Origin of the sequence: Streptomyces specialis (genome assembly GCF_001493375.1) — a bacterium.
GTDB lineage: Bacteria > Actinomycetota > Actinomycetes > Streptomycetales > Streptomycetaceae > Streptomyces > Streptomyces specialis.
Window position 1 is genome coordinate 347,022 of sequence record NZ_LN929894.1, and the last position, 26,352, is coordinate 373,373.

Below are 26,352 nucleotides of genomic sequence, written 5' to 3' on the forward strand. Positions count from 1 at the left end.
GGACCGCACCAGAGGGCCCGTCCGAACGCCGGGCGAACAATCCCGGGCCCGGTCAACTCCCCGGCGCCGCCTCCTTCTTCCGGGTGGCGGCCCTCTTCCGCGCGGGCTTCGCGGCGACCGGCGGGGCGTCGGTCACCGCGTCACCCAGGATGTCCCGCAGGAACTTCCCCGTGTGGCTGGCGGTCACCGAGGCGACCTGCTCCGGGGTGCCCTCCGCGATCACCAGGCCGCCACCGGAGCCGCCCTCCGGACCCATGTCCACCACCCAGTCCGCCGTCTTGATGACGTCCAGGTTGTGCTCGATCACGATCACCGTGTTGCCCTTGTCGACCAGATCGGACAGCACCGAGATCAGCTTGCGGATGTCCTCGAAGTGCAGACCGGTCGTCGGCTCGTCCAGCACATACACGGTGCTGCCCGTGGACCGCTTCTGGAGCTCGGAGGCGAGCTTCACCCGCTGCGCCTCACCGCCCGACAGCGTCGGCGCGGGCTGCCCGAGCCGGACATACCCCAGGCCGACGTCCTTCAGGGTCCGCAGATGCCGGGCGATCGCGGGCACGGCCTCGAAGAAGTCCAGCGCCTCCTCGATCGGCAGGTCCAGCACCTCCGCGATGGACTTGCCCTTGAAGTGCACGTCCAGCGTCTCCCGGTTGTACCGGGCGCCGTGGCACACCTCGCACGGCACATAGACGTCCGGCAGGAAGTTCATCTCGATCTTGATCGTGCCGTCGCCCGAGCAGTTCTCGCAGCGACCGCCCTTCACGTTGAACGAGAACCGGCCCGGCAGATAGCCCCGGACCTTCGCCTCCGTGGTCTCCGCGAACAGCTTGCGGATGTGGTCGAAGACGCCGGTGTACGTCGCCGGGTTCGACCGGGGGGTCCGGCCGATCGGGGACTGGTCGACGTGCACCACCTTGTCCACCTGATCGTCGCCGGTGACCCGGGTGTGCCGCCCGGGGACGGACTTCGCGCCGTTCAGCTCGCGGGCCAGGTGCGTGTACAGGATGTCGTTGACCAGGGTGGACTTGCCGGAGCCCGAGACACCGGTGACCGCCGTCAGCACCCCGATCGGGAAACTGACGTCGACGTCCCGCAGATTGTGCTCACGCGCGCCGTGCACGGTGATCCGGCGCTTCGGGTCCACCTGCCGCCGCTTCGGCGGTGTCGGGATGGCCCGCGCGCCCGACAGATACTGCCCGGTCAGGGACTCGGTGTTCGTCAGCAGCTCCGCCAGCGGCCCGCTGTGCACGACCTTGCCGCCGTGCTCGCCCGCGCCCGGCCCGATGTCCACCACCCAGTCCGAGGTCCTGATGGTGTCCTCGTCGTGCTCGACCACGATCAGCGTGTTCCCCAGGTCGCGGAGGCGGACCAGGGTCTCGATCAGCCGGTGGTTGTCCCGCTGGTGCAGCCCGATCGACGGCTCGTCCAGCACATACAGCACCCCGACCAGCCCGGAGCCGATCTGCGTCGCCAGCCGGATGCGCTGGGCCTCGCCGCCCGACAGCGTCCCCGCCGCGCGGTCCAGCGACAGATAGTCCAGCCCGACGTCCACCAGGAACCGCAGCCGCTCGTTGACCTCCTTGAGCACCCGCTCCGCGATGGTCTTCTCGCGGTCGCTCAACGTCATGCCGCGCAGGAAGTCGGCGCACTCGCTGATCGACATCCCGGCGATCTCGGCGATCGACTTCCCCTGCACCGTCACCGCGAGAACCAGCGGCTTCAGCCGCGTGCCCCGGCAGGACGGGCAGGGCGCCTCCCGCATATAGCCCTCGAAGCGCTCCCGGCTGGAGTCCGTCTCGGCCTCGGCATGCCGCCGCCGGATGAACGGCACCACGCCCTCGAAGGCCGTCGTGTACGCCCGCTCCTGGCCGTGCCGGTTCTCGTAGCGGACCTCGATCTTGGTCTTGTGCCCGTACAGCAGGGCCTTGTGCGCGCGCTGCGGCAGCCCTTCCCAGGGGATGTCCGTCCTGAAGTTCAGCGCTTTGCCCAGGGCGCCGATCAGCAGGTTGAAATAGCCCTTGGTGTGTCCGTGCGACCACGGATGGATCGCGCCCTCGTCCAGCGTCTTCTCCGGGTCGGGGATGATCAGCTCCGCGTCGACCTCCATCCGGGTGCCGATGCCGGTGCACTCCGGGCAGGCGCCGAACGGCGAGTTGAACGAGAAGGAGCGCGGCTCCAGTTCCTCGAAGGACAGGTCGTCGTACGGGCAGTACAGATGCTCGGAGAACATCCGCTCCCGCTGCGGGTCGTCCTCCGGCAGATCCACGAAGTCCAGCACGACCATGCCGCCGGAGAGCCCCAGCGCGGTCTCCACCGAGTCGGTCAGCCGCCGCTTCGCGCTCTCCTTCACCGTCAGGCGGTCCACGACCACCTCGATGGTGTGCTTCTCCTGCTTCTTCAGCTTCGGCGGGTCGGTGAGCTGGACGGTGGCGCCGTCCACCCGCGCTCTGCTGTACCCCTTGGTCTGGAGGTCGGCGAACAGGTCCGCGAACTCGCCCTTCCTCTCCCGCACCAGCGGCGACAGCACCTGGAAGCGGCTGCCCTCCTCCAGGGCGAGCACCTTGTCCACGATGGCCTGCGGCGACTGGCGCGCGATGGGCCGGCCGCACTCCGGGCAGTGCGGCTTGCCGATGCGGGCGAACAGCAGCCGCAGATAGTCGTAGACCTCGGTGATCGTGCCGACCGTCGAGCGGGGATTCCGCGAGGTCGACTTCTGGTCGATGGAGACGGCGGGTGAGAGGCCCTCGATGAAGTCCACGTCGGGCTTGTCCATCTGGCCCAGGAACTGTCGCGCGTACGCGGAGAGGGACTCCACGTAGCGGCGCTGGCCCTCCGCGAAGATCGTGTCGAAGGCGAGCGAGGACTTGCCCGAACCCGACAGCCCGGTGAAAACGATGAGGGAGTCGCGGGGCAGGTCGAGCGAGACATTCCGCAGATTGTGCTCGCGAGCGCCACGAACGATAAGTCGGTCGGCCACGCCGGATGGCACCTTTCCTGATGACTGCAAGGGGGAACTCGCCCGATGCGAGCAACCCCGCTCAAGAGTAGGGGCGGCATCTGACAATCACGGACTCTATAGTACGCGCGTTCGAATACCCGGGATTTCCCCTCTCCTTCACCCGAAGGAGTGGCACAGCGCGGCGGGCGCGTTAGCGTGGTGATCATGAACGATCCCGCAGCGGACCTTCTCGGTCTCCAGGACTCCACCGACCGCCTCCTCGCCACCGTCGCCGGTCTGGACGACACCGCCGTCGCCCGGCCCTCCCGCCTCCCGGGCTGGACGCGCGGCCACGTCCTGGCCCACCTCGCGCGCAACGCCGACGCCATCGTCAACGTGCTCGCCGGACGCCCCATGTACGCCGACGACAACGCCAGGAGCGCCGACATCGAGCGCGACGCCGCCCGGCCGGCCGCCGAGCACCTGGCCGACCTCCGCGACAGCGCCGCCCGCTTCGCCGCCGCCGCCGACCGCCTCACCGACCAGGAATGGCAGACCACGGTCACCCTGCGCAACGGCGTCACCGACCTCGCCGCCGCCCTCCCGCTGCGCCGCTGGGTCGAGGTCGAGCTGCACCACATCGACCTGGACGCCGGCCACACCGTCGCCGACCTCCCCGGCGCCTTCACCGACGGCGCCCTGCTGTACCTCGCCGACCGCTTCACCGGCCACCCCGCCCTGCCGCCCATGGAACTGCGCGCCGAGGACGGCCGCGCCTGGCCCACCGGCGGCGACGACGGGCCCGGTCTCGTCATCGCCGGGACGCCCGCCGCCCTCGTCGGCTGGCTCACCGGACGCACCGACGGGACCGGCCTGACCCTCGGCGGCCAGGGCGGTTCCCTGCCCGTGCTGCCGCCCCTCTGACACACTGACCGTCATGTCGTACACCGGAAACGTCACCGTCGGCGGCCCGGCAGGCGTCCACGAGCTGGCCAAGCTGATCATCTCCAAGGCCGCCGTCGGCCCCATGGAGAACAACGCCTACCTGCTGCGCTGCCGCGAGACGGGCGAACAGCTCCTCATCGACGCCGCCGCCGAGCCCGCCACCCTCCTCTCCCTCATCGGCGGCGACGGCATCACCGGCGTGGTCACCACCCACCGCCACCCGGACCACTGGCAGGCGCTCGACGAAGTGGTGCGCGCCACCGGCGCGCGCACGTACGCCGGCCGGTACGACGCCGAGGCCATCCCGGTCGCCACCGACGTCCTGGTCGAGGACGGCGACGAGATCCGCGTCGGAACCTGCCGCCTCACCGCCCGCCACCTCGTCGGCCACACCCCCGGCTCCATCGCCCTCGTGTACGACGACCCCGACGGGCACCCCCATGTCTTCACCGGCGACTGCCTCTTCCCCGGCGGCGTCGGCAACACCCGCGGCGACGCCGCCGCGTTCACCCGGCTCCTGCACGACGTCGAGACCAAACTCTTCGCCGCGCTCCCCGACGAGACATGGATCTACCCCGGCCACGGAGCCGACACCACCCTCGGCACCGAACGCCCCCACCTCCAGGAGTGGCGCGAACGAGGCTGGTGACCCGACACCGGGCGCCGCCCCAAGTGCCGTCCGGCTGCCGCGCGGTCGTCGCTTGCTGTGTCCTATGCGCTCGCTTCTCCGCCCGCGCGGCGGCCTGCGGGTTTCGTTGTTCAAGTGCCGTCCGGCTGCCGCGCGGTCGTCGCTCTCCCTTCTCCCTGCTCGCTTCTCCGCCCGCGCGGCGGCCTGCGGGTTTCGTTGTTCAAGTGCCGCTCGGCTGCCGCGCGGTCGTCGCTCCCCCTTCTCCCTGCTCGCTTCTCCGCCCGCGCGGCGGCCTGCGGGTTTCGTTGTTCAAGTGCCGCCCGGCAGCCGCGCGGTCGTCGCTCGGGGTGTCAGTGGGCCGCAGTAGGGTGGCGACCATGGCCGACCCCTCCAGCTACCGCCCGAGGCCGGGCGAGATCCCCGACTCGCCCGGGGTCTACCGCTTCCGCGACGATCACCGCCGGGTGATCTACGTCGGGAAGGCGAAGAGCCTGCGACAGCGCCTTTCGTCCTACTTCCAGGACATCTCGGGCCTGCATCCCAGGACGGCCACCATGGTCACCACCGCCGCCTCCGTCGAGTGGACCGTGGTCTCCACGGAGGTCGAGGCCCTCCAGCTCGAATACTCCTGGATCAAGGAGTACGACCCCCGTTTCAACGTCAAGTACCGCGACGACAAGAGCTATCCGTCGCTCGCCGTCACCATGAACGAGGAGTTCCCCCGCGCCCAGGTCATGCGCGGCCCCAAGCGCAAGGGCGTGCGGTATTTCGGGCCCTACGCCCACGCCTGGGCGATCCGGGAGACCGTGGACCTCCTGCTCCGCGTCTTCCCCATCAGGACCTGTTCCGCCGGTGTCTTCAAGCGCGCCACCGCCGTCGGCCGCCCCTGCCTCCTGGGCTATATCGAGAAGTGCTCCGCCCCTTGCACCGGCCGCGTCTCCGCGGAGGAGCACCGCGAGCTGGCCGAGGAGTTCTGCGACTTCATGGCCGGCCGCACCGGCACGTATCTGCGCCGCCTGGAGGAGCGGATGCACGAGGCCGCGGAGGAGCTGGAGTACGAGCGGGCCGGCCGGCTCCGCGACGACATGGAGGCGCTGCGGCGCGCCATGGAGAAGAACGCGGTCGTCCTCGCCGACGCCACCGACGCCGACGTGATCGCCCTCGCCGAGGACGAGCTGGAGGCGGCCGTACAGATCTTCCACGTGCGCGGCGGCCGGGTCCGCGGCCAGCGCGGCTGGGTCACCGACAAGGTCGAGCAGGTCACCACCGCCGATCTGGTGGAGGACGCCCTCCAGCAGCTCTACGGCGAGGAGCGCGGTGACACCGTGCCCAAGGAGGTCCTGGTCCCCGCCCTCCCGGAGCCCGCCGGGCCCGTCGGCGAGTGGCTCAGCGAGCGCCGCGGCTCCCGGGTCAGCCTGCGCGTCCCGCAGCGCGGCGACAAGAAGGACCTGATGGCGACCGTCGAGCGGAACGCGCAGCAGGCCCTCGTCCTGCACAAGACGAAGCGCGCCTCCGACCTGACGACCCGCTCCCGCGCCCTGGAGGAGATCGCCGAGGCTCTCTCCCTCGACTCGGCCCCGCTGCGCATCGAGTGCTTCGACATCTCCCATCTCCAGGGCGATGACGTGGTGGCGTCCATGGTCGTCTTCGAGGACGGCCTCGCCCGCAAGAGCGAGTACCGCAGGTTCCAGATCAAGAGCTTCTCCGGGCAGGACGACGTCCGGGCCATGCACGAGGTGATCTCCCGCCGGTTCCGCCGCTATCTGCGCGAGCGCGAGAGGACCGGCGAGTGGGCCGTCGAGGAGCCCGGCGAGGACGAGACCCCGGACGCGTTCCCGGACGGGACGCCGGCCAGGGACGAGGACGGCCGCCCCAAGCGCTTCGCCTACCCGCCGCAGCTCGTCGTCGTGGACGGCGGGCAGCCGCAGGTGGCCGCCGCCCGCCGGGCCCTGGACGAGCTGGGCATCGACGACGTCGCCGTCTGCGGCCTCGCGAAGCGCCTGGAGGAGGTCTGGCTGCCCGGCGACGACGACCCCGTGATCCTGCCGCGCACCAGCGAGGGGCTGTACCTCCTTCAGCGGGCACGTGACGAGGCCCACCGCTTCGCCATCCGCTATCAGCGGGGCAAGCGGTCACAATCGATAAGAAGGGGTCCTCTCGACGCCGTGCCCGGCCTCGGGGAGACCCGTAAGAAGGCCCTGCTCAAGCACTTCGGCTCGGTCAAGCGGCTGCGCGCCGCGACGATCGAGGAGATCTGCGAGGTTCCCGGGGTGGGCCGCAGGACGGCGGAGACCGTCGCCGCGGCCCTCGCCCAGGACAGCCGGCCCGCTCCCGCGGTGAACACCGCGACCGGCGAGATCATCGAGGACTGAGCGGGGGCGGCACCACCGCACCACGGACACCGCACCACGGACACCACCACACCAGACACCCGGCACGAACGAGAGGCACACGGGGGGACCGCATCATGAGCGAACAGATCAGCGGCGCAGACGAGCCGACCGCGACGGCCGACGACGAGGTGCTGACCACCCCGGAGCTGGTCATCATCTCCGGCATGTCCGGCGCGGGCCGCAGCACCGCGGCCAAGTGTCTGGAGGATCTCGGCTGGTTCGTGGTGGACAACCTGCCACCGGCCCTGATCCCCACCATGGTCGACCTCGGCGCCCGCTCCCAGGGGAACGTCGCCCGCATCGCCGTCGTCGTCGACGTCAGGGGCCGCGGGTTCTTCGACAGCCTGCGCCAGTCCCTGACCGACCTGGACGCCAAGGGCGTCACCCGGCGCGTCGTCTTCCTGGAGGCGTCGGACAACGCCCTCGTCCAGCGGTTCGAATCGGTGCGCCGCCCGCACCCCCTCCAGGGCGACGGCCGCATCGTGGACGGCATCGCGGCCGAGCGCGACCTGCTCCGCGAGCTGCGCGGCGACGCCGATCTGGTGATCGACACGTCCAATCTCAACGTGCACGAGCTGCGCGCCAAGATGGACGCCCAGTTCACCGCCGGCGCCGAGCCCGGGCTGCGGGCCACGGTGATGTCGTTCGGGTACAAGTACGGCCTCCCGGTTGACGCCGACCATGTGGTCGACTGCCGGTTCCTGCCCAACCCGCACTGGGTGCCCGAGCTGCGCCCCTTCACCGGCACCAGCGAGGAGGTCGCGGGCTATGTGTTCGACCAGCCAGGCGCCAAGGAGTTCCTCGACCGGTACGCCGAGCTGCTCCAGCTCGTCGCCGCCGGATACCGCCGCGAGGGCAAGCGGTATGTGACCATCGCCGTCGGCTGCACCGGCGGCAAGCACCGCAGCGTCGCCATGTCGGAGAGGCTCGCCCGCCGGCTCTCGGCCGAGGGCGTCGAGACGGTCGTCGTGCACCGCGACATGGGACGCGAGTAGGGATGCCGCTACGAGGCGTCCGGCAGCGCCGGACAGCGGAGAGCGAGAGCCGGGCCCGGCGCGCGGTCAGGTCGCCGCGCGGCGGGCGCCGCGCCGCCCAGCCCAAGGTCGTCGCCCTCGGCGGCGGCATGGGTCTGTCCGCCTCGCTCACCGCGCTGCGGCGCATCACGGGCGACCTGACCGCCGTCGTGACCGTCGCCGACGACGGCGGGTCCAGCGGCCGGCTGCGGGACGAGCTGGGCGTGCTGCCCCCCGGCGACCTGCGCAAGGCGCTGGCCGCCCTGTGCGGCGACGACGAGTGGGGCCGCACCTGGTCCGAGGTGGTGCAGCACCGCTTCACCAGCGGCGGGGCCCTGCACGACCACGCGGTGGGGAACCTGCTGCTGGTGGCTCTCTGGGAGCAGCTCGGCGACCATGTCCGCGCCCTCGACCTGATGGGCAAGCTGCTGGGCGCCCACGGCCGTGTCCTGCCGATGTCCGCCGTGCCGCTGGAGCTGGAGGCCGTGGTCAGGGGGCACGACCCCGCCCGCCCCGACGAGCTGGGCCGGGTCCGCGGCCAGGCCGCCGTCGCCCTCACCCCCGGCGAGGTCCGGCAGGTGGTGCTCGTCCCGCACGACCCGCCCGCCGTTCCCGAGGCGGTACAGGCCGTCCTTGACGCCGATTGGGTGATCCTCGGCCCCGGTTCCTGGTTCTCCTCCGTCATCCCGCATCTGCTGGTGCCCGACCTCCTCCAGGCCCTGACCGACACGAAGGCACGCCGCGTGCTGTCCCTCAACCTCGCTCCCCAACCCGGCGAAACTGATGGGTTCTCCCCGCAGCGTCATGTGGAGGTTTTGGTACAACACGCCCCTAAACTCGCCTTTGACGTGGTGCTGGCGGACCGCGCCGCCGTGCCGGACGAGGAGAGTCTGCGCCGGGCGGCGAAGCGGCTGGGGGCCGGAGTCGAGCTGGCGCCGGTGGCCGCGCCGGACCGTTCCGCCCGGCACGATCCGGAGCTGCTGGCCGCCGCGTACGACCGTATTTTTCGGATGCATGGAAGGATCGGCCCATGGCGATGACGGCTGCGGTGAAGGACGAGATTTCCCGGCTTCCCGTCACCCGCACCTGCTGCCGCAAGTCGGAGGTGTCGTCGATCCTGCGCTTCGCGGGCGGCCTGCACCTGGTCAGCGGGCGGATCGTGATCGAAGCCGAGCTGGACACCGGGATCGCCGCGCGGCGCCTGCGCCGGGACATCCTGGAGATTTTCGGCCACTCCTCCGACCTCGTGGTGATGGCCCCCGGCGGGCTGCGCCGCGGCAGCCGTTACGTGGTGCGCGTGGTGGCGGGCGGCGACCAGCTCGCCCGGCAGACCGGCCTGGTCGACGGCCGCGGCCGGCCGATCCGCGGCCTGCCCCCGCAGGTCGTCTCCGGCGCCACCTGCGACGCCGAGGCCGCCTGGCGTGGCGCGTTCCTCGCCCACGGCTCCCTCACCGAGCCCGGCCGCTCCTCCTCCCTGGAGGTGACCTGCCCCGGCCCCGAGGCCGCCCTCGCCCTGGTCGGCGCGGCCCGCCGGCTCCAGATCGGCGCCAAGGCCCGCGAGGTCCGCAGCGTGGACCGCGTCGTCGTCCGCGACGGCGACGCCATCGGCGCCCTCCTCACCCGGCTCGGCGCCCATGACTCCGTGCTGGCCTGGGAGGAGCGCCGGATGCGTCGCGAGGTGCGCGCCACGGCCAACCGCCTGGCGAACTTCGACGACGCCAACCTCCGCCGTTCCGCCCGCGCCGCCGTCGCCGCCGGTGCCCGCGTCCAGCGCGCGCTGGAGATCCTCGGTGACGACGTGCCCGAGCACCTGGCCGCCGCGGGGCGGCTGCGCATGGAGCACAAGCAGGCGTCGCTGGAGGAGTTGGGCGCGCGGGCCGACCCGCCGCTGACGAAGGACGCCGTCGCGGGCCGCATCCGCCGCCTGCTGGCCATGGCCGACAAGCGGGCGCAGGATCTGGGCATCCCGGGCACCGAGGCGTGCCTCACCGAGGAGATGGTCGGCTGAGCCGGTCGGCCCCGCCCGGCCCGAACACGCATGGCCAATGTCACCGGCGAAACCGGGGCGCGGTAGGGTCGGAAGAGGTCGGGGACATCCCAAATACAGTTTCGCCGGTGTTCGTTTCACCGGCGTACCAACGAGGAGATCGGTTCGTGACGATCCGCGTAGGAATCAACGGCTTTGGCCGTATCGGTCGCAACTACTTCCGCGCGCTCCTTGAACAGGGAGCGGATGTCCAGATCGTCGGAGTGAACGACCTTACCGACAACGCCACCCTGGTGCATCTGCTGAAGTACGACAGCATCCTCGGCCGCCTCAAGGAAGAGGTCACCCACACCGAGGACACCATCACGGTCGGCAACCAGACGTTCAAGACGCTGGCCGAGCGCGACCCGGCCGCGCTCCCCTGGGGCGAGCTGGGCGCCGACATCGTCATCGAGTCCACCGGCATCTTCACCAAGCGCGACGACGCCGCCAAGCACCTCGCCGCCGGCGCCAAGAAGGTCCTCATCTCCGCGCCCGCGAAGAACGAGGACATCACCGTGGTGATGGGCGTCAACCAGGACAAGTACGACGCGGCGGCCCACGACGTCATCTCCAACGCCTCCTGCACCACCAACTGCGTGGCGCCGATGGCCAAGGTGCTCGACGAGAGCTTCGGCATCGTCAAGGGCCTGATGACGACCGTCCACGCCTACACGAACGACCAGCGCATCCTCGACTTCCCGCACAACGACCTGCGCCGCGCCCGCGCCGCCGCGCTGAACATCATCCCGACCACCACCGGTGCCGCCAAGGCGACCGCCCTGGTCCTCCCGCAGCTCAAGGGCAAGCTCGACGGCATCGCCATGCGCGTTCCGGTCCCCACCGGCTCGGTCACCGACCTGGTCGTGGAGCTGGACCGCGAGGTCACCAAGGAAGAGGTCAACGCGGCCTTCAAGACCGCCGCGGAGGCCCAGCTCAAGGGCATCCTGGAGTACACCGAGGACCAGATCGTCTCCTCGGACATCGTCAACTGGCCGGCCTCCTGCACCTTCGACTCCTCGCTGACCATGGCGCAGGGCAAGCAGGTCAAGATCGTCGGCTGGTACGACAACGAGTGGGGCTACTCCAACCGTCTCGTCGACCTCACCGTCTACGTGGGCGAGCGGCTCTGACCGTTTTGTAACGCAGGGCTCGCAGGGCGCGTCACCGCGCGCTGCGGGCCCTGCGCCATACGGCGCCCTGCGGCGCCCGCGGAAGGCAAGCGGCAATAGCGGCCAGAGAAGCCTCTAGGAGTCCAGACAACCATGAAGACGATCGACGACCTCCAGGTCGCCGGGCAGCGGGTCTTCGTCCGCGCCGACCTCAACGTTCCGCTCGCGGACGGGACCATCACCGACGACGGCCGCATCCGCGCCGCCGTCCCGACCATCGCCAAGCTCGCCGGCGCGGGCGCGAAGGTGATCGTCGCCTCGCACCTGGGCCGCCCCAAGGGCGCGCCCGACCCGCAGTTCTCCCTCGCCCCCGTCGCCGCGCGACTGGGCGAACTGCTGGGCACGAGCGTGGCGTTCGCCCACGACACCATCGGTGACAGCGCCCGCGACACCGTCGCCGGCCTCGCCGACGGCGGCGTGGCCCTGCTGGAGAACCTCCGGTTCAACGCGGGGGAGACCAGCAAGGACGACGCCGAGCGCGGCGCGTTCGCGGATCAGCTCGCCGGGCTGGCCGACCTCTACGTGGGCGACGGCTTCGGCGCGGTGCACCGCAAGCACGCCTCGGTCTACGACCTGCCCGCCCGCCTCCCGCACGCGGCCGGTGGCCTGATCGCCACCGAGGTCGGCGTGCTGCGGAAGCTGACCGACGACGTCAGCCGGCCCTACGCCGTCGTCCTCGGCGGCGCCAAGGTCTCCGACAAGCTCGGCGTGATCGACCACCTGCTGGAGAAGGCCGACCGCATCCTCATCGGCGGCGGCATGGCGTACACCTTCCTCAAGGCCCAGGGCCTGGAGGTGGGCGACTCGCTGCTCCAGGAGGACCAGGTCCCGGCCGTCCAGGAGTACCTGCGGCGCGCGGCGGAGCGCGGCGTGGAGTTCGTGCTCCCGGTGGACGTCGTGGCCGCCAAGGACTTCCCGGACCTGAGGACGAAGGCCCCCGCCGACCCGGTGGTGCTCGCCGCCGACGCCATCCCGGCGGGCCTCCAGGGCCTCGACATCGGCCCGGCGACCCGCGAGCTGTACGCGGCGAAGCTGGCCGACGCGGCCACCGTCTTCTGGAACGGCCCGATGGGCGTCTTCGAGCACCCGGACTTCGCCGAGGGCACCAGTGCCGTGGCGCGGGCGCTGCTCGACAGCCCGGCGTTCACCGTGGTGGGCGGCGGCGACTCCGCCGCCGCGGTGCGCATCCTCGGCTTCGACGAGAACGCTTTCGGCCACATCTCGACCGGCGGCGGGGCGAGCCTCGAATACCTCGAGGGCAAGACGCTCCCCGGCCTCGCTGCATTGGAGGACTGACGACCATGGCGTCGCGCACCCCGCTCATGGCGGGCAACTGGAAGATGAACCTCAACCACCTCGAGGCCATCGCCCACGTCCAGAAGCTGGCCTTCGGGCTGTCGGACAAGGACTTCGACGAGGTCGAGGTCGCCGTGCTGCCGCCGTTCACCGATCTGCGGTCCGTGCAGACCCTGGTGGACGGCGACAAGCTGAAGATCAAGTACGGCGCCCAGGACATCTCGGCGCAGGACTCCGGCGCGTACACCGGTGAGATCTCCGGGCCGATGCTCGCCAAGCTCAACTGCACCTACGCGGTGGTGGGTCACTCGGAGCGCCGGCAGTACCACGGCGAGAACGAGGAGATCTGCAACGCCAAGGTCAAGGCGGCCTACCGGCACGGGCTCACCCCGATCCTGTGCATCGGCGAGCCGCTGGAGGTTCGCCGGGCGGGCACCCACGTCGCGCACACCCTCGCCCAGCTCGACGGCGGCCTCGCGGACATCCCGGCCGAGCAGGCCGCCACCGTCGTCATCGCCTACGAGCCCGTCTGGGCCATCGGCACGGGCGAGGTCGCCACCCCGGAGAACGCGCAGGAGGTCTGCGCGGCGATCCGGGCGCGGCTGGCGGAGCTGTACGACGGGGCGCTGGCCGACAAGGTCCGCATCCAGTACGGCGGCTCGGTCAAGTCCGGGAACGTGGCGGCGATCATGGCCCAGCCCGACGTGGACGGCGCCCTGGTGGGCGGCGCGTCGCTGGACGCCGAGGAGTTCGTCAAGATCGTGCGGTTCCGCGATCAGTAATCCGTGACGGCGCGGTCCGCCGCGCTCGCTGTACCCTGTCGGGGGCCGGACCGTACGTGTCCGGCCCCCGGTCCACCGTTCGTCCGTCGAGAGAGTTGGTCCAGTCGTGGAAACGGCGTTCCAGATCGCCCTGATCGTCTTCAGCTTCCTGTTGGGACTGCTCGTGCTGATGCACAAGGGCAAGGGCGGCGGCCTTTCCGACATGTTCGGCGGCGGCATGCAGTCCTCGGTCGGCGGTTCGTCCGTCGCCGAGCGGAACCTGGACCGGATCACCGTGGTCGTGGGCCTCATCTGGTTCTCGATCGTGGTGGTACTCGGTCTTCTCATGAAGTCCTAAGTCAGTAACTCGTAGCACTGGACGTGCGTTGTGCCTTGCATAGACTGAGGACTTCGCAGGACGTCAGGCAGGGAGTAACGACCGTGGCAGGTGGCAACGCGATCCGGGGCAGCCGGGTCGGGGCGGGGCCCATGGGTGAGGCCGAACGCGGGGAGTCGGCGCCTCGGCTGAGGGTCTCCTTCTGGTGCGCGAACGGGCACGAGACGCAGCCCAGCTTCGCCAGCGACGCGCAGATCCCGGACACCTGGGACTGTCCGCGCTGCGGCTTCCCGGCGGGCACGGAGCGCGACGCCCCACCCGCTCCGCCCCGCACCGAGCCGTACAAGACGCATCTCGCGTACGTCCGCGAGCGCCGCAGCGACGCCGATGGCGAGGCCATCCTGGCCGAAGCCCTGGCCAAGCTCCGCGGCGAAATCTGAGACAAAACCCCCCGTGCCCGGCCCCCGCTCCCCGAGCGGTCGGCCGGGCACCGGTGCTTTCCGGCTACTTTTTCCGCCGCCGCACTCCATACGCCTGCGTATGCCCGTTTTGGTGGTGTGGACGGGTGTGCGAGCGGTCTCTACGGTTCCTCTGGATCTGCGTGCTCCACGTGAAGCGCGTGTGGGTGCGGGGGAGGGGCTGGGATGGGAGCAGGAACGCGTGGCTCGCTGCTGCGTGGCGGGTTGGGGCTCGCTCTGGTGGTGGGTCTGCTGGGCGCGGCGCAGCCCGCGCACGGCGCGGACCAGGCCGGCGGCATCCCGGCACGCAGCACCGAGGAGCCCGCCGAGCCCGCCGCGCCCGGCGCCGAGGCCGGTACCGGGGCCGCGACGGAGGACGAGGCGCTGGCGGAGGCCGCGCGGACCGGCGAGCCCGTCGAGGTGCTGTCGCTGCGCGGCGAGAGCAGCGATGTCCACGCCACCCCGGACGGCACGCTGGAGGCCCGGGAGTACCTGCGCCCGGTCCGCGCCCGCGTGGACGGCGTGTGGCAGGACATCGACACCGACCTCGCCCCGGCCGGCGGCGGGATGGTCGCCCCGGCGGTGACCACCGTCGACCTGGCGTTCTCCGGCGGCGGTGACGAGCAGCCGATGGCCCGGATGACGCGCGCGGGCCGGACCCTGGAACTCCACTGGCCCGGCACTCTGCCCGCGCCGCGCCTGGACGGATCGCTCGCGGTCTACGAGAACGTGCTCCCCGATGTCGACCTCCAGATGGGCGCCGAGGCCGACGGCTTCACCCAACTCCTGGTCGTCCACACTCCCGAGGCCGCCGCCGACCCCGGACTGGCCGAGCTCTCACTGCGGTTGGAAGCGGACGGCATGACCGTCCAGATCGCCGCCGACGGCGGCCTGGAGGCTGTCGACGACGGCGCCGGCACGGCGGTGTTCGAGGCGCCGGCCCCGCTGATGTGGGACTCCAGCACCGGCGAGGAGACCGCCGCCCGCTCGGCGGCGGCGACCGAAGCCGCGACGACCGCGACCACGACCACCGCGACGACGACGGACGAGCAGGTCGGTGAACCGGGAGCGGGCGAGTCGGCGCGGCAGGGCCGCGTGGACGTCGAGGTGACGGACGACCACCTCGTCCTCACCCCCGACGAGGAGATCCTCCACGGCGAGGAGACCACGTACCCCGTCTACATCGACCCGCAGTGGTACAGCCCCCGGGCGTCCGCCTGGACCATGGCCTCGCGGTACTGGCACGACTCCCCGCAGTGGCTGTTCAACGGTGAGAACAACGCGGGTATGGGTTACTGCGGCTGGGACGGCTGCATGCCCAAGGACCTGAAGCGGCTGTTCTACCGCGTCCCCACCTCGCGTTTCGCGGACACCGACATCCGGTCCGCCGAATTCGTGGTGCCCGCCGTGCATTCCGCCTCCTGCACCGCCCGGGAGGTGCAGCTCTGGCGCACCCGGGGCATCAACTCCGGCACCACCTGGGACAGCCAGAACGCGTCCGGCTTCTGGGTCGACCACCTGGACACCCGGTCGTTCGCCTACGGCTGGGACGGCTGCGCCGCCAGAGACGCCGAGTTCGACGTCACGTCCGCCGTCCAGCAGGCCGCCGACGGCCGCTGGTCGACGCTGACCTTCGGCATGCGGGCCACCAGCGAGGACGATCCGCTGACCTGGAAGCGCTTCTCCGACAACGCCCACCTGCGCGTGGAGTACAACCGTCCGCCCGGCCAGATCAGGACCTCGCAGCTCAGCATGGAGTACGGCGGCACGTGCAAGCCGCCTTCCAGCCCGGCGATGGTCGCCACCCGCGGCAAGCTCTACGCCGTCAACGTCACCGACCCGGACGGCGATCGGGTGAGCGTGGAGTTCGCCGCGCGCTGGGACACCGGCGACGGCCAGGGCAACATCATCCGCTGGTCCACGACGACCACCGCCAAGGCGTCCGGGTCCACCTTCTCGGCGACGCTGCCCTCGACCATCCCGCAGAACCGCCGCATCGAGTGGGCGGCCCGCGCGTACGACGGCGCGCAGTACGGGGCGTGGTCCTCCACCGGCGCACCCGAGCGCTGCGCCTTCGTCTACGACACCACCAAGCCCAGGGCCCCGGCGGTGACATCGCCGCAGTACCCGGAGCCCGACACGGCCGACCCCGACGACCCCTGGTACGACGGCGTCGGCAAGTACGGCAGCTTCACGTTCGACGCGGCGGAGACAGACGTCGTCCGTTACGAGTACCGCGTCATGGCACCGACCGGTACGACGACGCCCACCACGTCCGTGACCACCAGCGGCGGCGGCGCCAGGACCGTGCAGGTCCTGCCGGAGACCGCGGGCGTCAACCGCATCGTCGTCCGGTCCTTCGACGGCGCAGGCAACGGCTCGGAGGAGCGCACCTACCTGTTCGCGGTGCGCGCCGGGGAGCCCGAGCGGATGGTGTGGGACCTCGACGAGGAGAGCGGGGCGACGGCGGTGACCGGCCAGGGCGAGCCATGGGACGCCGCCCTGTCCGGGGACGTGACGGCCGGTGCGGCCGGGGTGCGGGGCGAGGCGCTGGAGTTCGCCGGGCAGAACGGCTACGCCTCGACGGTGACGCCCGTCCTGGACACGTCCAAGAGCTTCTCCGTCTCGCTGTGGGCCCGCCTCCCGGAGACCGGGCTGACGCGTGAGGGGACCGCCGTCGCCGCGAGCGGGATGAACACCTGGGCGTTCCGCGTCACCGCCCACCCCACGGACGGCTGGGTGTTCTACCGTTCCAGCGGGGATACTGCTCCGACCACCACCGGCTGGTTCGCGAGGCAGGACACGCCACCCGTGCTGGGCCAATGGACTCATGTGGTCGCGGTCTTCAACAACGTCACGCAGCAACTGCTCCTCTACGTCGACGGCCAGCTCGCCGACTCCTCGCCGGTCAGTGGCGGTCCCTGGGAGGCGCGAGGCGCCACGACGCTGGGCGCGACGCTGGGCAGCACGAATCCGGGCGCCTTCTTCAACGGCCGACTGGACGAGGTGCAGTTCTACGACTACGGCCTCAGCGCCGCGCAGGTCACCCAGCTCCACGCCCACCAGCCCATCACGCAGACCAGCCGCCCGGCCAAGACGATCTGGTCCCTGGACGAGCCCGCCGACGCGGTATCCGTCGTGGGCCACAGCCAGCCGACCGAGGCCCAGGTGCACGGTGCCGCGCAGACGGGCGAGGCGGGGTTGCGGGGCCGCGCGGTCTCGTTCGACGGCTCGACCGGCCACGCGGCGACCACCCAGCCGGTGCTCGACACCTACCAGTCCTTCACCGTTTCGCTGTGGGCGAGGCTGCCGGCCGACAAGGAGAACCGCGTCATGGTGGCGGCGGACCAACTGGGCCTCCAGCAGCACGGCTTCGCGCTCTACCACCGGGCGGACGGCCTGGGGTGGTCGTTCCTGCGCTCCACCGCCGACACCGCGGACGCCTCCCACGTGCGCGTCAACCAGAATCCTTGTTCCGCCACCACACCCAACTGTCCGGCGGCGGGCCTGGGGACCTGGACCCATGTGGTGGGCACCTACGACATGGACGCCCAGACCATGCGGCTCTACGTCAACGGCGAGCTGGAGGGCACGGCCTCGTTCACCCAGCGCTGGAACGCGACCGGACCCGTGCTGCTCGGGTCGGCGCGGAACAGCGCCGGCCTGTACAACCAGATGGAGGGCACGCTGGACGACGTCCGGTTCTTCGACCGGACCGTCACCGCCACCGAGGTGCGGCAGCTCTTCGAACAGCGCCCCGTTCTCACCGCCCGCTGGCAGTTCGAGGCGACGAACCCGGGCGGGGACGGCGGAGTCGTGACCCCGGACGCCTCGGCCTCCGCCAACCCGCTGCGGCTCGGCGGCAACCCCGTGGTCGGCCCCGGCTGGGTCGACAGCGGCGCCCTGACGCTGGACGGCGTGGACGACCACGCCGCCACGACCCGCGTGCCCGTGGACACGACGGCCAGCTTCACCGTCGCGGCATGGGCTCAGGCGGCGGCGGCCCCGGACGGCGCGGTGACGCTGGTCAGCGCGGCGGGCACGACACAGAGCGCGTTCTCCGCCCGCTTCGTGCCCGATCCGGAGTTCCCCGGCTGGGGCTCGTGGCAACTCGCCCTGCCCAACGGCGATTCGGCGACGGCGACCGTCACCCGGGTCCATCACAGCCAGGCGCCCGATGTCCGGGACTGGAATCATGTCGCGCTCGTCTACGACGGGTTCCGGCGCGAGGCCCGGCTCTACGTCAACGGACGGCTGGCCGGCAGCACCTGCGCCGACGAGGGCGACGCCGCCTGCGAGCCCGGGTCCCTGGCCGAGAACGTCCTGACGTTCCGCGCCGGGAACTCCCTGCAAGTGGGGCGCGCCCGCACCGGCGGAGCCTGGGGCGAGTACTGGCCCGGCGCCATCGACGACCTCTGGACGTTCCAGGGCACCCTGTCGCCCTCGCAGATCGCGAACCTGGCGGCGGGCATCCCCGACGCCCCGACCGAAGTGCCCTGACAGACGTCCCGTACCGCCGGTCCGCCACGAGGCCCGGCCGACGTTCTCGACAAAGGATGAGTGACGGATGAACGGCACGGTCCGCCCGCACCGGGCGAGCGGGGTGACGCGGCGGCGACTGGCGTGGTTGCTCTCGCTGATGATGGTGGCCTCGCTGCTGCAGGCCCTGACGCTGCCGTCCGCGATCGCGGCGGACAGCGACGACTTCGGCAGCCACCTCTCGGACGAGGAGCCGGTCGGCGGCCGGGACGGCATCCCCGTGGAGCCGCGCCCGGAGGAGGAGACGCCACGCATCCCTCAGGAGGAGCCGCGCGGCGCCTGGCCGGAGCCCGGGACGGGCGCCGTGCGGCTGACCGGGGAGCCGGCCACCGCCCAGTCCGCGCGCTCCGGCGAACTGCCCGTGCGGCTGGCCGCCGACGAACCGGCGGACACCACGGCCGAGGTGCGGGTCCTGGACCAGGACGCCAGCGCGGCGGCGGGCGTCGAGGGCGTGCTGCTGACCGTGCAGCGGCGGGACGGCTCGCGCGGGCGGCCCGAGGGCGTGGACGTCGAGCTGGCGTACGGCGACTTCGCCGGCGCGTACGGCGGCGGCTACGGGTCGCGCCTGACGTTCTACGAGTTGCCCTCCTGCGTGCTGCGGACGCCGGACGAGCCGGAGTGCCGGGAGGCCACTCCGGTGACGTCCCGCAACGACACCGAGCGGGAGACCCTGACGGCCAGTGACCTCCGGCTGGCGGGGGGAAGGCCCGGTGGTGCTGGCGGCCGTGGCCGACGAGCAGGGCGTCGAGAGCGACTACACCGCCACCGAACTGGCGCCCTCCTCGACCTGGGACGTCGGCCTGAACACGGGTGACTTCCAGTGGTCGTACGAGATGCCGGTGCCGACCGTGCCCGGCGGGCTGATGCCGACCGTGGGGCTGTCGTACTCCTCGGGAGCCATCGACGGCCAGACCGGTGGGACCAACAATCAGGCGTCCTGGGTGGGCGACGGCTTCGACCTGTGGCCCGGCTACATCGAGCGGACGTACCAGTCGTGCGCCGAGGAGGGCGTGGAGAACGCCGACGGCAACGAGGTCGGGGACCTGTGCTGGGAGTACGACAACGCGTTCATCTCCTTCAACGGCCACGCCGGTGAGCTGGTCCCGGCCGGCGGCGACACCTGGAAGTTCCAGCAGGACGACGGCACCCGCATCCGGCACCTGACCGCGAGCGCGCGGGCCAACGGCGACAACGACAACGAGTACTGGGAGCTGACCACCCCGGACGGGACCCGCTACTACTTCGGCTACCACCGGCTGCCGGGCTGGGCCTCCGGCAAGGAGACCACCGACTCGACGTGGACCGTGCCGGTCTACGGCAACGACGCGGGGGAGCCCTGCCACGCCTCCACCGTGGCCGCCTCCTCCTGCACCCAGGCGTGGCGCTGGAACCTCGACTACGTGGTGGACGTGCGGGGCAACGCCATCGCGTACTACTACGACACCGAGACCAACACCTACGGCCAGTTCCTCGACAAGACCGACAACGCCTCCTACATCCGGGGCGGCTCCCTCGACCGGATCGAGTACGGCCTGCGCTCCGACACCGTCTACACCACCCCGGCCCTGGCCAAGGTGGACTTCACCGGCAGCACCCGCTGCCTGCCGCAGACCGGTGTGGACTGCTCGGCGTCCGCCATCGACGCCAACGAGCTGTACTGGTACGACACTCCGTGGGACCTCGACTGCGCCGCCACCGAGGACTGCGACACCGGGCGGTACTCGCCCACGTTCTGGACCCGGTACCGGCTGACCGGCGTCAGCGCCCAGGTGCTGCGTTCCGGCTCCTACGCGCCGGTCGACTCGTGGGCGCTGACCCACCGCTGGGGCGCGGCGGACGTCGACTACCAGCTCCTGCTGGACAGCGTTCAGCGGACCGGCCAGGGCACGACGTCCCCGATCACGCTGCCCAAGGTCTCGTTCACCTACGACCAGCGGCCCAACCGGCTGGACGCGGTCGGGGACGGCTACGCGCCGTTCGTCAAGGAGCGGCTGGCCACGGTGACGGACGAGTTCGGCGGGCAGATCGACGTCGAGTACTCCGGGGAGGCGTGCGACGCGGGGAACCTGCCGACGCCCGAGACCAACACCACCCGGTGCTTCCCGCAGTACATCGGTGGCGGCGGGGACATCGCGCCCGACCTGGAGTGGTTCAACAAGTACGTGGTGACGTCCGTGACCGCGACCGACCGTACCGGCGGCTCACCCGATCAGGTGCGGCGGTACCAGTATCTCGGGGGCGCCGCCTGGCACTTCGACGACGACAACGGGCTGGTCCCCGACGACGAGAAGACATGGTCGCAGTGGCGCGGCTACGGCCAGGTGCGGGTGCAGACCGGCGGCCAGGGCACGGACGGCATGATCAGCCAGGAGGACACGTTCTTCCTGCGCGGCATGGACGGCGACCGGCTCAACGAGTCCGGCGGCACCAAGGACGTGTCCGTCGCTCTGCCCACGGGCGAGGGCGACCCCATCACCGACCACCCCGCGACGCAGGGTTTCGCCTACCGGACGGTGACCTATGACGGCGTCGGCGGTCCCGTGCTGGAGAAATCGGTGACCAGGCCGTGGCACCACGAGACGGCGCGCAGCGTCCGCGACTGGGGCACGATCACCTCCGACTTCACCGGCGAGGCCCGGACCACCGCGTGGACCTCGCTGGACGGCGGCGCGGGCGCCCAGTGGCGCACGACCCGCGTCGACCACACCTACGACACCGTCGCCGGGCGCCTGACGGAGACCAACGAGCTGGCGGACACCGCCACCACGGCGGACGACCGGTGCGTCCGCACCACGTACGCCACGAACACCGGCGCCAACCTGCTGACGCTGCCCAGCAGGACCGAGACCGTCGCCGTGGCCTGCGGCGCCACACCGGACCGGGACACCGACGTCATCACGGACGAGCGGTTCGCCTACGACGGCGGCACGTACGGCCAGGCACCCACCGCGGGGAACGTCACCGCGACCGCCGTGCTGAAGAACCACGACGGCACCACCGCCACCTACCTGGAGAGCGGCGCGACCTACGACACGTACGGCCGGATGCTGACCAGCACCGATCTGACCGCGAACGTGACGGTCACCGGGGGCACGCTCACCCGGACCGCGCGCACGGACGGCCGCACGACGACCACCGCCTACAGCCCGACGACGGGCTTCGCGACGCAGGTGACCGAGACGTCGCCCCGCGCCAATCCGTCCGTGGCGACCTCCACCCAGGTCACGGTCACCAAGCTGGACGCGCTGCGCGGCCTGCCGACCGACATCACGGACACCAACAATCTGCGCACGGTCACCCAGTACGACGCGCTGGGCCGCGCCACCAAGGTCTGGCTTCCCAACCGCCAGACGACGCAGGTCCCCAACTACCAGTTCACCTACCGGATCAACGACGGCGAGCCGGTCTCCGTGGGCACCCGGGTGCTCGACGCCGACGGCACCCAGATCATCTCCTACGGCCTCCTCGACGGCTTCCTGCGGGAACGCCAGACGCAGCAGCCCGGACCGGGCGGCACCCGCCTGCTGACGGACGTCCTGTACGACGAACGCGGCCTGGTCGCCAGGACCAACGCCACCTACTACACCTCCGGCGCGCCGAGCGAGACGATCTTCGTGCCCGTCGAGGTCGACAAGGTGGAGACCCAGACCCGGCACACCTATGACGCGCTGGGCCGGGAGACCGAAGCCCGCGTCATGGCGGGCAGCACGGACGGCGGCGACACGCTGGCCACCACCACGACCAGCTACCGGGGCGACCGCACCACCGTCATCCCGCCCGAGGGCGCCACCGCCACCACCACGCTGCTCGATGCCCGGGGCCAGGTCACGGAGCTGCGCCAGCACCACAGCCGGTCGGCGACCGCCCCGTACGACACCACCCGCTACCGCTACACCCCGGCCGGACAGCTCGCCGAGGTCACCGACCCGGCCGGGAACACGTGGACGTACACCTACGACCAGCTCGGCCGGAACACCGCGACCACCGACCCCGACGCCGGAAGCAGCGTCAGCACCTACGACGACCGGGGGCTGCTGACCAGCCGCACCGACGCCCGTGACGTCACGCTGGCCTACGTCTACGACGGTCTCGGCCGCCAGACCCACCTGCGGGAAGGCACCGCGACCGGCCCGCTGCGCGCCGAGTGGGTGTGGGACACCGTCTCCGGCGCGGAGGGCGAACTCGCCAAGTCCATCCGCCACGAGGGCGGCGCGGCGTACACGCAGGAAGTCACCGACTACGACTCCCTCTACCGGCCGGCGCGCACCCAGACGGTGATCCCCTCGGCGGAGGGGGCCCTCGCCGGCACCTACACCACCCAGACCCAGTGGGACCTGTCCGGGACCGTCCGCAGCGTCGCCTACAACGCGGCGGGCGGCCAGGCCGGTTACGGCTACTCGTACCTGTACGAGGCCGACACGCTGCGGCCCACCGTCATCGACGGTCTGGGCGATCCCGGTCTTCTCGTCAACGTGGGGTACAGCCCGACCGGCAAGCCTCTCCAGTACGTCATGTCCGACCGCGGCGGCGGCGATGTGACGGTGGCCAACACCTACGAGTGGGGCACCCAGCGCCTGGCCACCACGCAGATGCGGCGGGAGAACCAGCCCGGCTGGGACCGGGGCGAGACGTACACGTACGACCAGGCGGGCAACGTCCGTTCCATCGCGGACGTGTCCCGGACCGGCACCGATGTGCAGTGCTTCCGGTACGACTACCTGCGCCGCATGACGGAGGCGTGGGCGCAGGGCACCGAGGGCTGTGCGAGCACGCCGTCCGCCGCCGCCATGGGCGGGCCGGCTCCGTACTGGCACTCGTACACCTATGACGCGGTGGGCAACCGGCTGACCGAGAACCTGCACGAGCAGGACACCGAGCGGGCCTACGACTACCCCGACCCGGGGACCGCGCAGCCGCACACCCTGACCTCCGTCACCGAGGACGCCCCGGGCGTCCAGTCGCTGGAGGAGTACACCTACGACGCCGGCGGGAACACGCGCACCCGCCAGATCGGCGGCGACACCCAGACGCTGAGCTGGGACCCGGAAGGGCACCTGGCGTCGGTGGAGGAGGCCGGCGGTTCCACGACCGAGTACCTCTACGACGCCAACGGCCAGCGGCTGATCGGCCGGACCTCGACCGAGACGACCGTCTACCTCGGGCACACCGAACTCACCCTGGCCACCGGTTCCTCCACCGTCCAGGCGACGCGTTACATCGACCTGGGCGGCGGCCACACGGCCGTCCGGAAGAACGACGGCTCCGTCTCCTTCACCCTGGCCGACCACCACGGCACCGGCCAGATCAGCGTCGACGCGGCCACCTCGGCCGTCAGCCAGCGACGCACTCTGCCGTTCGGCGACGTCCGCGGCGACGCGCCGACAGCCTGGCCCGGCACCCGCGGCTTCGTCGGCGGCACGACGGACACCGCCACGGGGCTCACGCACCTCGGCGCGCGCGAATACGACCCGGCGCTCGGGCGGTTCGTCTCGCTGGACCCGGTGATGGACCTGGCCGACCCACAGCAGATCCACGGCTACACGTACGCCGCCAACAACCCGGTCACCTTCTCGGACCCCAGCGGCCTGCTGTACATCCCGAGGCTCCCGGCCGGCTACGGCAAGGGCTCCGGAGGCGGTTCGAAGAACAGCGGAAAGCAGACCGTGAGCGGCTCGCGCGGCGGATCGAGCAGCTACAGCAAGGGCTCACTCATGCCGGCGACCTCGTCCGTCGCCCCCGCCGTCGCCAGCTCGGGAGGCGGGGGCCGCGTCCAGGGAATCGACTGGGAGATCGACATTCCCGGAGTGCCGGACGACGACCCGTGGGGGGTCACGGACTTCATCGAGGAAGGCGTCGGGCGGGGCCTGGCCTTCGTGGAACAGGGATCGGAATTCGCGGTCGAGCTGCTGATTCCGGATATCCCGGGTGCGATCGATTGTGTGACCGGCGAGAATGTCCACTGGGGCTGCATCTCGACGCTGCTTGATTTCACGCCGCTCAAGATCAAGAAACTGCAAAAGCTTTACGACAAAACCAGTGATGTGCTGCGCAGGGGCGACGACGCGGCAGCGGATGCCCGCCGTGCCGACCCACCCAGTTGCCGGAACAGCTTCGTCCCCGGCACCGAGGTGCTGATGGCGGACGGGACGTACAAGCCGATCGAGGACGTCGAGATCGGCGACGAGATCCTGGCGACCGACCCGGAGACCGGGGAAACGGAAGCGAGAACGGTCACCGCCGAGCTGATGGACGAGGGCACCAAGCACTTGGTCACCCTCACGGTCACCACCGACGATGGCGAAACGGAAACCCTCACCTCGACGGCCGCCCACCCCTTCTGGACACCGGGCTCGCAGACCTGGACCCTGGCGACGGACCTCGCCCCCGGCACGTGGCTGCTGGACGACACCGGCACCCGAGTACGCATCACCGCGGTCAGCCACCGCTCCACCACGACAGCGGTGCACAACCTGACGGTGGAGGGCCTGCACACGTACTATGCGCTCGCAGGCGGGACTCCGATCCTGGTTCACAACTGCAATGGGCGGGATCCGAGTACGGGAGGTCTTCGCGACGCGGACTATGATCGGATTGAGAGTGCTCATGGTTCAAACGTCGCCGAAGGTGTGGACTATCAGGTACAGCGTATGCACGATGGTTCGAGTACAGCAGCAGATCACGTGATCCCTGGTATTGGCCACGATGCGGATGCCCTGGGCGATTACTTCGCTTCATGGCGTGGTCAAATGACGCACGTGGATACTCGAACCGGTTCGCGTGTCGCGTATGACCAGACGAGAGGAGTCCTGATAGTCGAGAATTCCTATATGATTCACGGCTATAGGTACAATTACGACACCTTCGCGAATAGTGGGAGATATAGGACGCCGTGAGAACAACCCTGCGTGTCAGGCTAGAAGGGCATCTCTACTTGCTGGGCCTCGGAGAGCCACAGCGCGACTTGATTCGAGAGGTGCTGTTGTTCTTGAGGGATCGCGGTGATGGGGATACTGCCTCCGTGGTGCGTGCCGGGGTCGATCAAGCGAGTTTGGGGCGGATAGAGGAAAAGCTGGCTGGCGGCGATGTTGGGCTTTCGATCGGGGAGGTGCATGTCCTTTTCTCTGCGCTAACTGCCGCCGCCGTAGTGATTCCATCCGAGCAGGAATTCTTCACCAGGATTGGCTTCTTCAAAGACCAGGCAGTGTCACTAGCAAACGCGCTCGTACGAGACATCGCATCTGCAGTCGATTCGCGGTAAGCGGGACTGTGCGTAGTGCGAGCGTCGACCGGGTGTTATCCCTGCTGATCATCGCATCCGTGCTGTGGGTGGTGGGTGGTGGCTCGCTGACTCAGATGAGCAGGTCAAGCAGCAAGTTGCTGGATGGGACTCTTCTTTCGTTCCCACGGCCTACGAAGTTGCGGGTGAGGCGTGACGGCGAGTTGACCAGGACGGGTGGCGAGGCGGAGGTGGAAAGTGTGGGGTGGGATGTTTACCTCGAAGACCAGAACCACAAGCGTGGCGACATCGAGAGAGGGGCGGGTCGGTGGATCGCTGATGTCCTGCCGCTGGTGAGCTCCAGTTGCCCCCTGTCGGGGGTCACTGAACATGGGGACACCATGTTCAACGTCCTGCAAGTCAGACGGATCATCGAAGACCTTTCCGGCGTTCTCCTCTCTCATCCAGGCCGCGCCGAGCAGGTGGCGGGGCTGACGGAGGTACTGGAACGAGCGGTTCGCCTGCGGGGGTACGTCTGGATCTCGGGGGACTGATCCTGCGAGTCGGGGGCCCGTGATGCGGACGGCCGGGGCCTGTCGGCCGACCGCCGAGACGCCGAGGTTGCTTCGC

17 protein-coding genes are annotated in these 26,352 nt (G+C 70.6%); 16 read left to right on the forward strand and 1 reads right to left on the reverse strand.

What is annotated here, in order from left to right; translation table 11 throughout:
- Positions 1-52 precede the first annotated feature (52 nt).
- Positions 53-2,977 (reverse strand): excinuclease ABC subunit UvrA, encoded by a 2,925-nt coding sequence (gene uvrA, locus BN2279_RS13645; protein ID WP_059009282.1) that lies wholly within the window; start codon positions 2,975-2,977, stop codon positions 53-55.
- A gap of 186 nt (positions 2,978-3,163) precedes the next feature.
- Here uvrA and BN2279_RS13650 point away from each other — a divergent pair, with 186 nt between their 5' ends.
- From BN2279_RS13650 to BN2279_RS13725, 16 genes are all read left to right on the forward strand, one after another.
- Positions 3,164-3,862: a maleylpyruvate isomerase family mycothiol-dependent enzyme gene (locus BN2279_RS13650; RefSeq protein ID WP_059009673.1), complete on the forward strand. Its 699-nt coding sequence runs from the start codon at positions 3,164-3,166 to the stop codon at positions 3,860-3,862.
- 13 nt (positions 3,863-3,875) lie between these two features.
- On the forward strand, positions 3,876-4,532 hold the full coding sequence (locus BN2279_RS13655; RefSeq protein ID WP_059009284.1) for an MBL fold metallo-hydrolase: 657 nt from the start codon (positions 3,876-3,878) through the stop codon (positions 4,530-4,532).
- A 356-nt stretch (positions 4,533-4,888) separates the two neighbouring features.
- Positions 4,889-6,883 (forward strand): excinuclease ABC subunit UvrC, encoded by a 1,995-nt coding sequence (gene uvrC, locus BN2279_RS13660; RefSeq protein ID WP_059009286.1) that lies wholly within the window; start codon positions 4,889-4,891, stop codon positions 6,881-6,883.
- Positions 6,884-6,978: 95 nt separating this feature from the next.
- Positions 6,979-7,899 carry an RNase adapter RapZ gene (gene rapZ / locus BN2279_RS13665; RefSeq protein WP_234347818.1) on the forward strand — a complete coding sequence of 307 codons (921 nt, stop codon included), beginning with the start codon at positions 6,979-6,981 and terminating at the stop codon, positions 7,897-7,899.
- A 2-nt stretch (positions 7,900-7,901) separates the two neighbouring features.
- The gene (locus tag BN2279_RS13670) at positions 7,902-8,957 is read left to right on the forward strand and encodes a gluconeogenesis factor YvcK family protein (RefSeq protein WP_059009288.1); all 1,056 of its coding nucleotides are present in this window, start codon (positions 7,902-7,904) and stop codon (positions 8,955-8,957) included.
- Entirely contained in the window at positions 8,948-9,925 is a 978-nt protein-coding gene (gene whiA / locus BN2279_RS13675; RefSeq protein WP_059009290.1) for a DNA-binding protein WhiA, read from the forward strand. The genes BN2279_RS13670 and whiA overlap by 10 nt, the downstream gene beginning before the upstream one ends.
- Before the next feature lie 146 nt (positions 9,926-10,071).
- Positions 10,072-11,076, forward strand: a complete 1,005-nt coding sequence (gene gap, locus BN2279_RS13680) for a type I glyceraldehyde-3-phosphate dehydrogenase (RefSeq protein WP_059009292.1) — start codon at positions 10,072-10,074, stop codon at positions 11,074-11,076.
- A 132-nt stretch (positions 11,077-11,208) separates the two neighbouring features.
- Positions 11,209-12,411 carry a phosphoglycerate kinase gene (locus BN2279_RS13685; protein ID WP_059009295.1) on the forward strand — a complete coding sequence of 401 codons (1,203 nt, stop codon included), beginning with the start codon at positions 11,209-11,211 and terminating at the stop codon, positions 12,409-12,411.
- A gap of 5 nt (positions 12,412-12,416) precedes the next feature.
- The gene (gene tpiA, locus BN2279_RS13690) at positions 12,417-13,193 is read left to right on the forward strand and encodes a triose-phosphate isomerase (protein WP_059009297.1); all 777 of its coding nucleotides are present in this window, start codon (positions 12,417-12,419) and stop codon (positions 13,191-13,193) included.
- Positions 13,194-13,299: 106 nt separating this feature from the next.
- The gene (secG, locus tag BN2279_RS13695; protein WP_059009299.1) at positions 13,300-13,530 is read left to right on the forward strand and encodes a preprotein translocase subunit SecG; all 231 of its coding nucleotides are present in this window, start codon (positions 13,300-13,302) and stop codon (positions 13,528-13,530) included.
- An 83-nt stretch (positions 13,531-13,613) separates the two neighbouring features.
- Positions 13,614-13,949, forward strand: coding sequence for an RNA polymerase-binding protein RbpA (locus tag BN2279_RS13700; RefSeq protein ID WP_079032138.1), 336 nt, complete (start codon positions 13,614-13,616; stop codon positions 13,947-13,949).
- Between the two features lie 204 nt (positions 13,950-14,153).
- Positions 14,154-18,467: a LamG-like jellyroll fold domain-containing protein gene (locus tag BN2279_RS13705; protein ID WP_079032139.1), complete on the forward strand. Its 4,314-nt coding sequence runs from the start codon at positions 14,154-14,156 to the stop codon at positions 18,465-18,467.
- Between the two features lie 67 nt (positions 18,468-18,534).
- Complete coding sequence (locus BN2279_RS13710; protein ID WP_059009301.1) at positions 18,535-19,320, forward strand: hypothetical protein; 786 nt, start codon at positions 18,535-18,537, stop codon at positions 19,318-19,320.
- The gene (locus tag BN2279_RS31040; protein WP_059009303.1) at positions 19,217-25,399 is read left to right on the forward strand and encodes a polymorphic toxin-type HINT domain-containing protein; all 6,183 of its coding nucleotides are present in this window, start codon (positions 19,217-19,219) and stop codon (positions 25,397-25,399) included. The genes BN2279_RS13710 and BN2279_RS31040 overlap by 104 nt, the downstream gene beginning before the upstream one ends.
- Positions 25,396-25,764, forward strand: coding sequence for a hypothetical protein (locus BN2279_RS29365; protein WP_159037219.1), 369 nt, complete (start codon positions 25,396-25,398; stop codon positions 25,762-25,764). The genes BN2279_RS31040 and BN2279_RS29365 overlap by 4 nt, the downstream gene beginning before the upstream one ends.
- A gap of 32 nt (positions 25,765-25,796) precedes the next feature.
- On the forward strand, positions 25,797-26,276 hold the full coding sequence (locus BN2279_RS13725) for a hypothetical protein (RefSeq protein ID WP_059009307.1): 480 nt from the start codon (positions 25,797-25,799) through the stop codon (positions 26,274-26,276).
- Positions 26,277-26,352 lie beyond the last annotated feature (76 nt).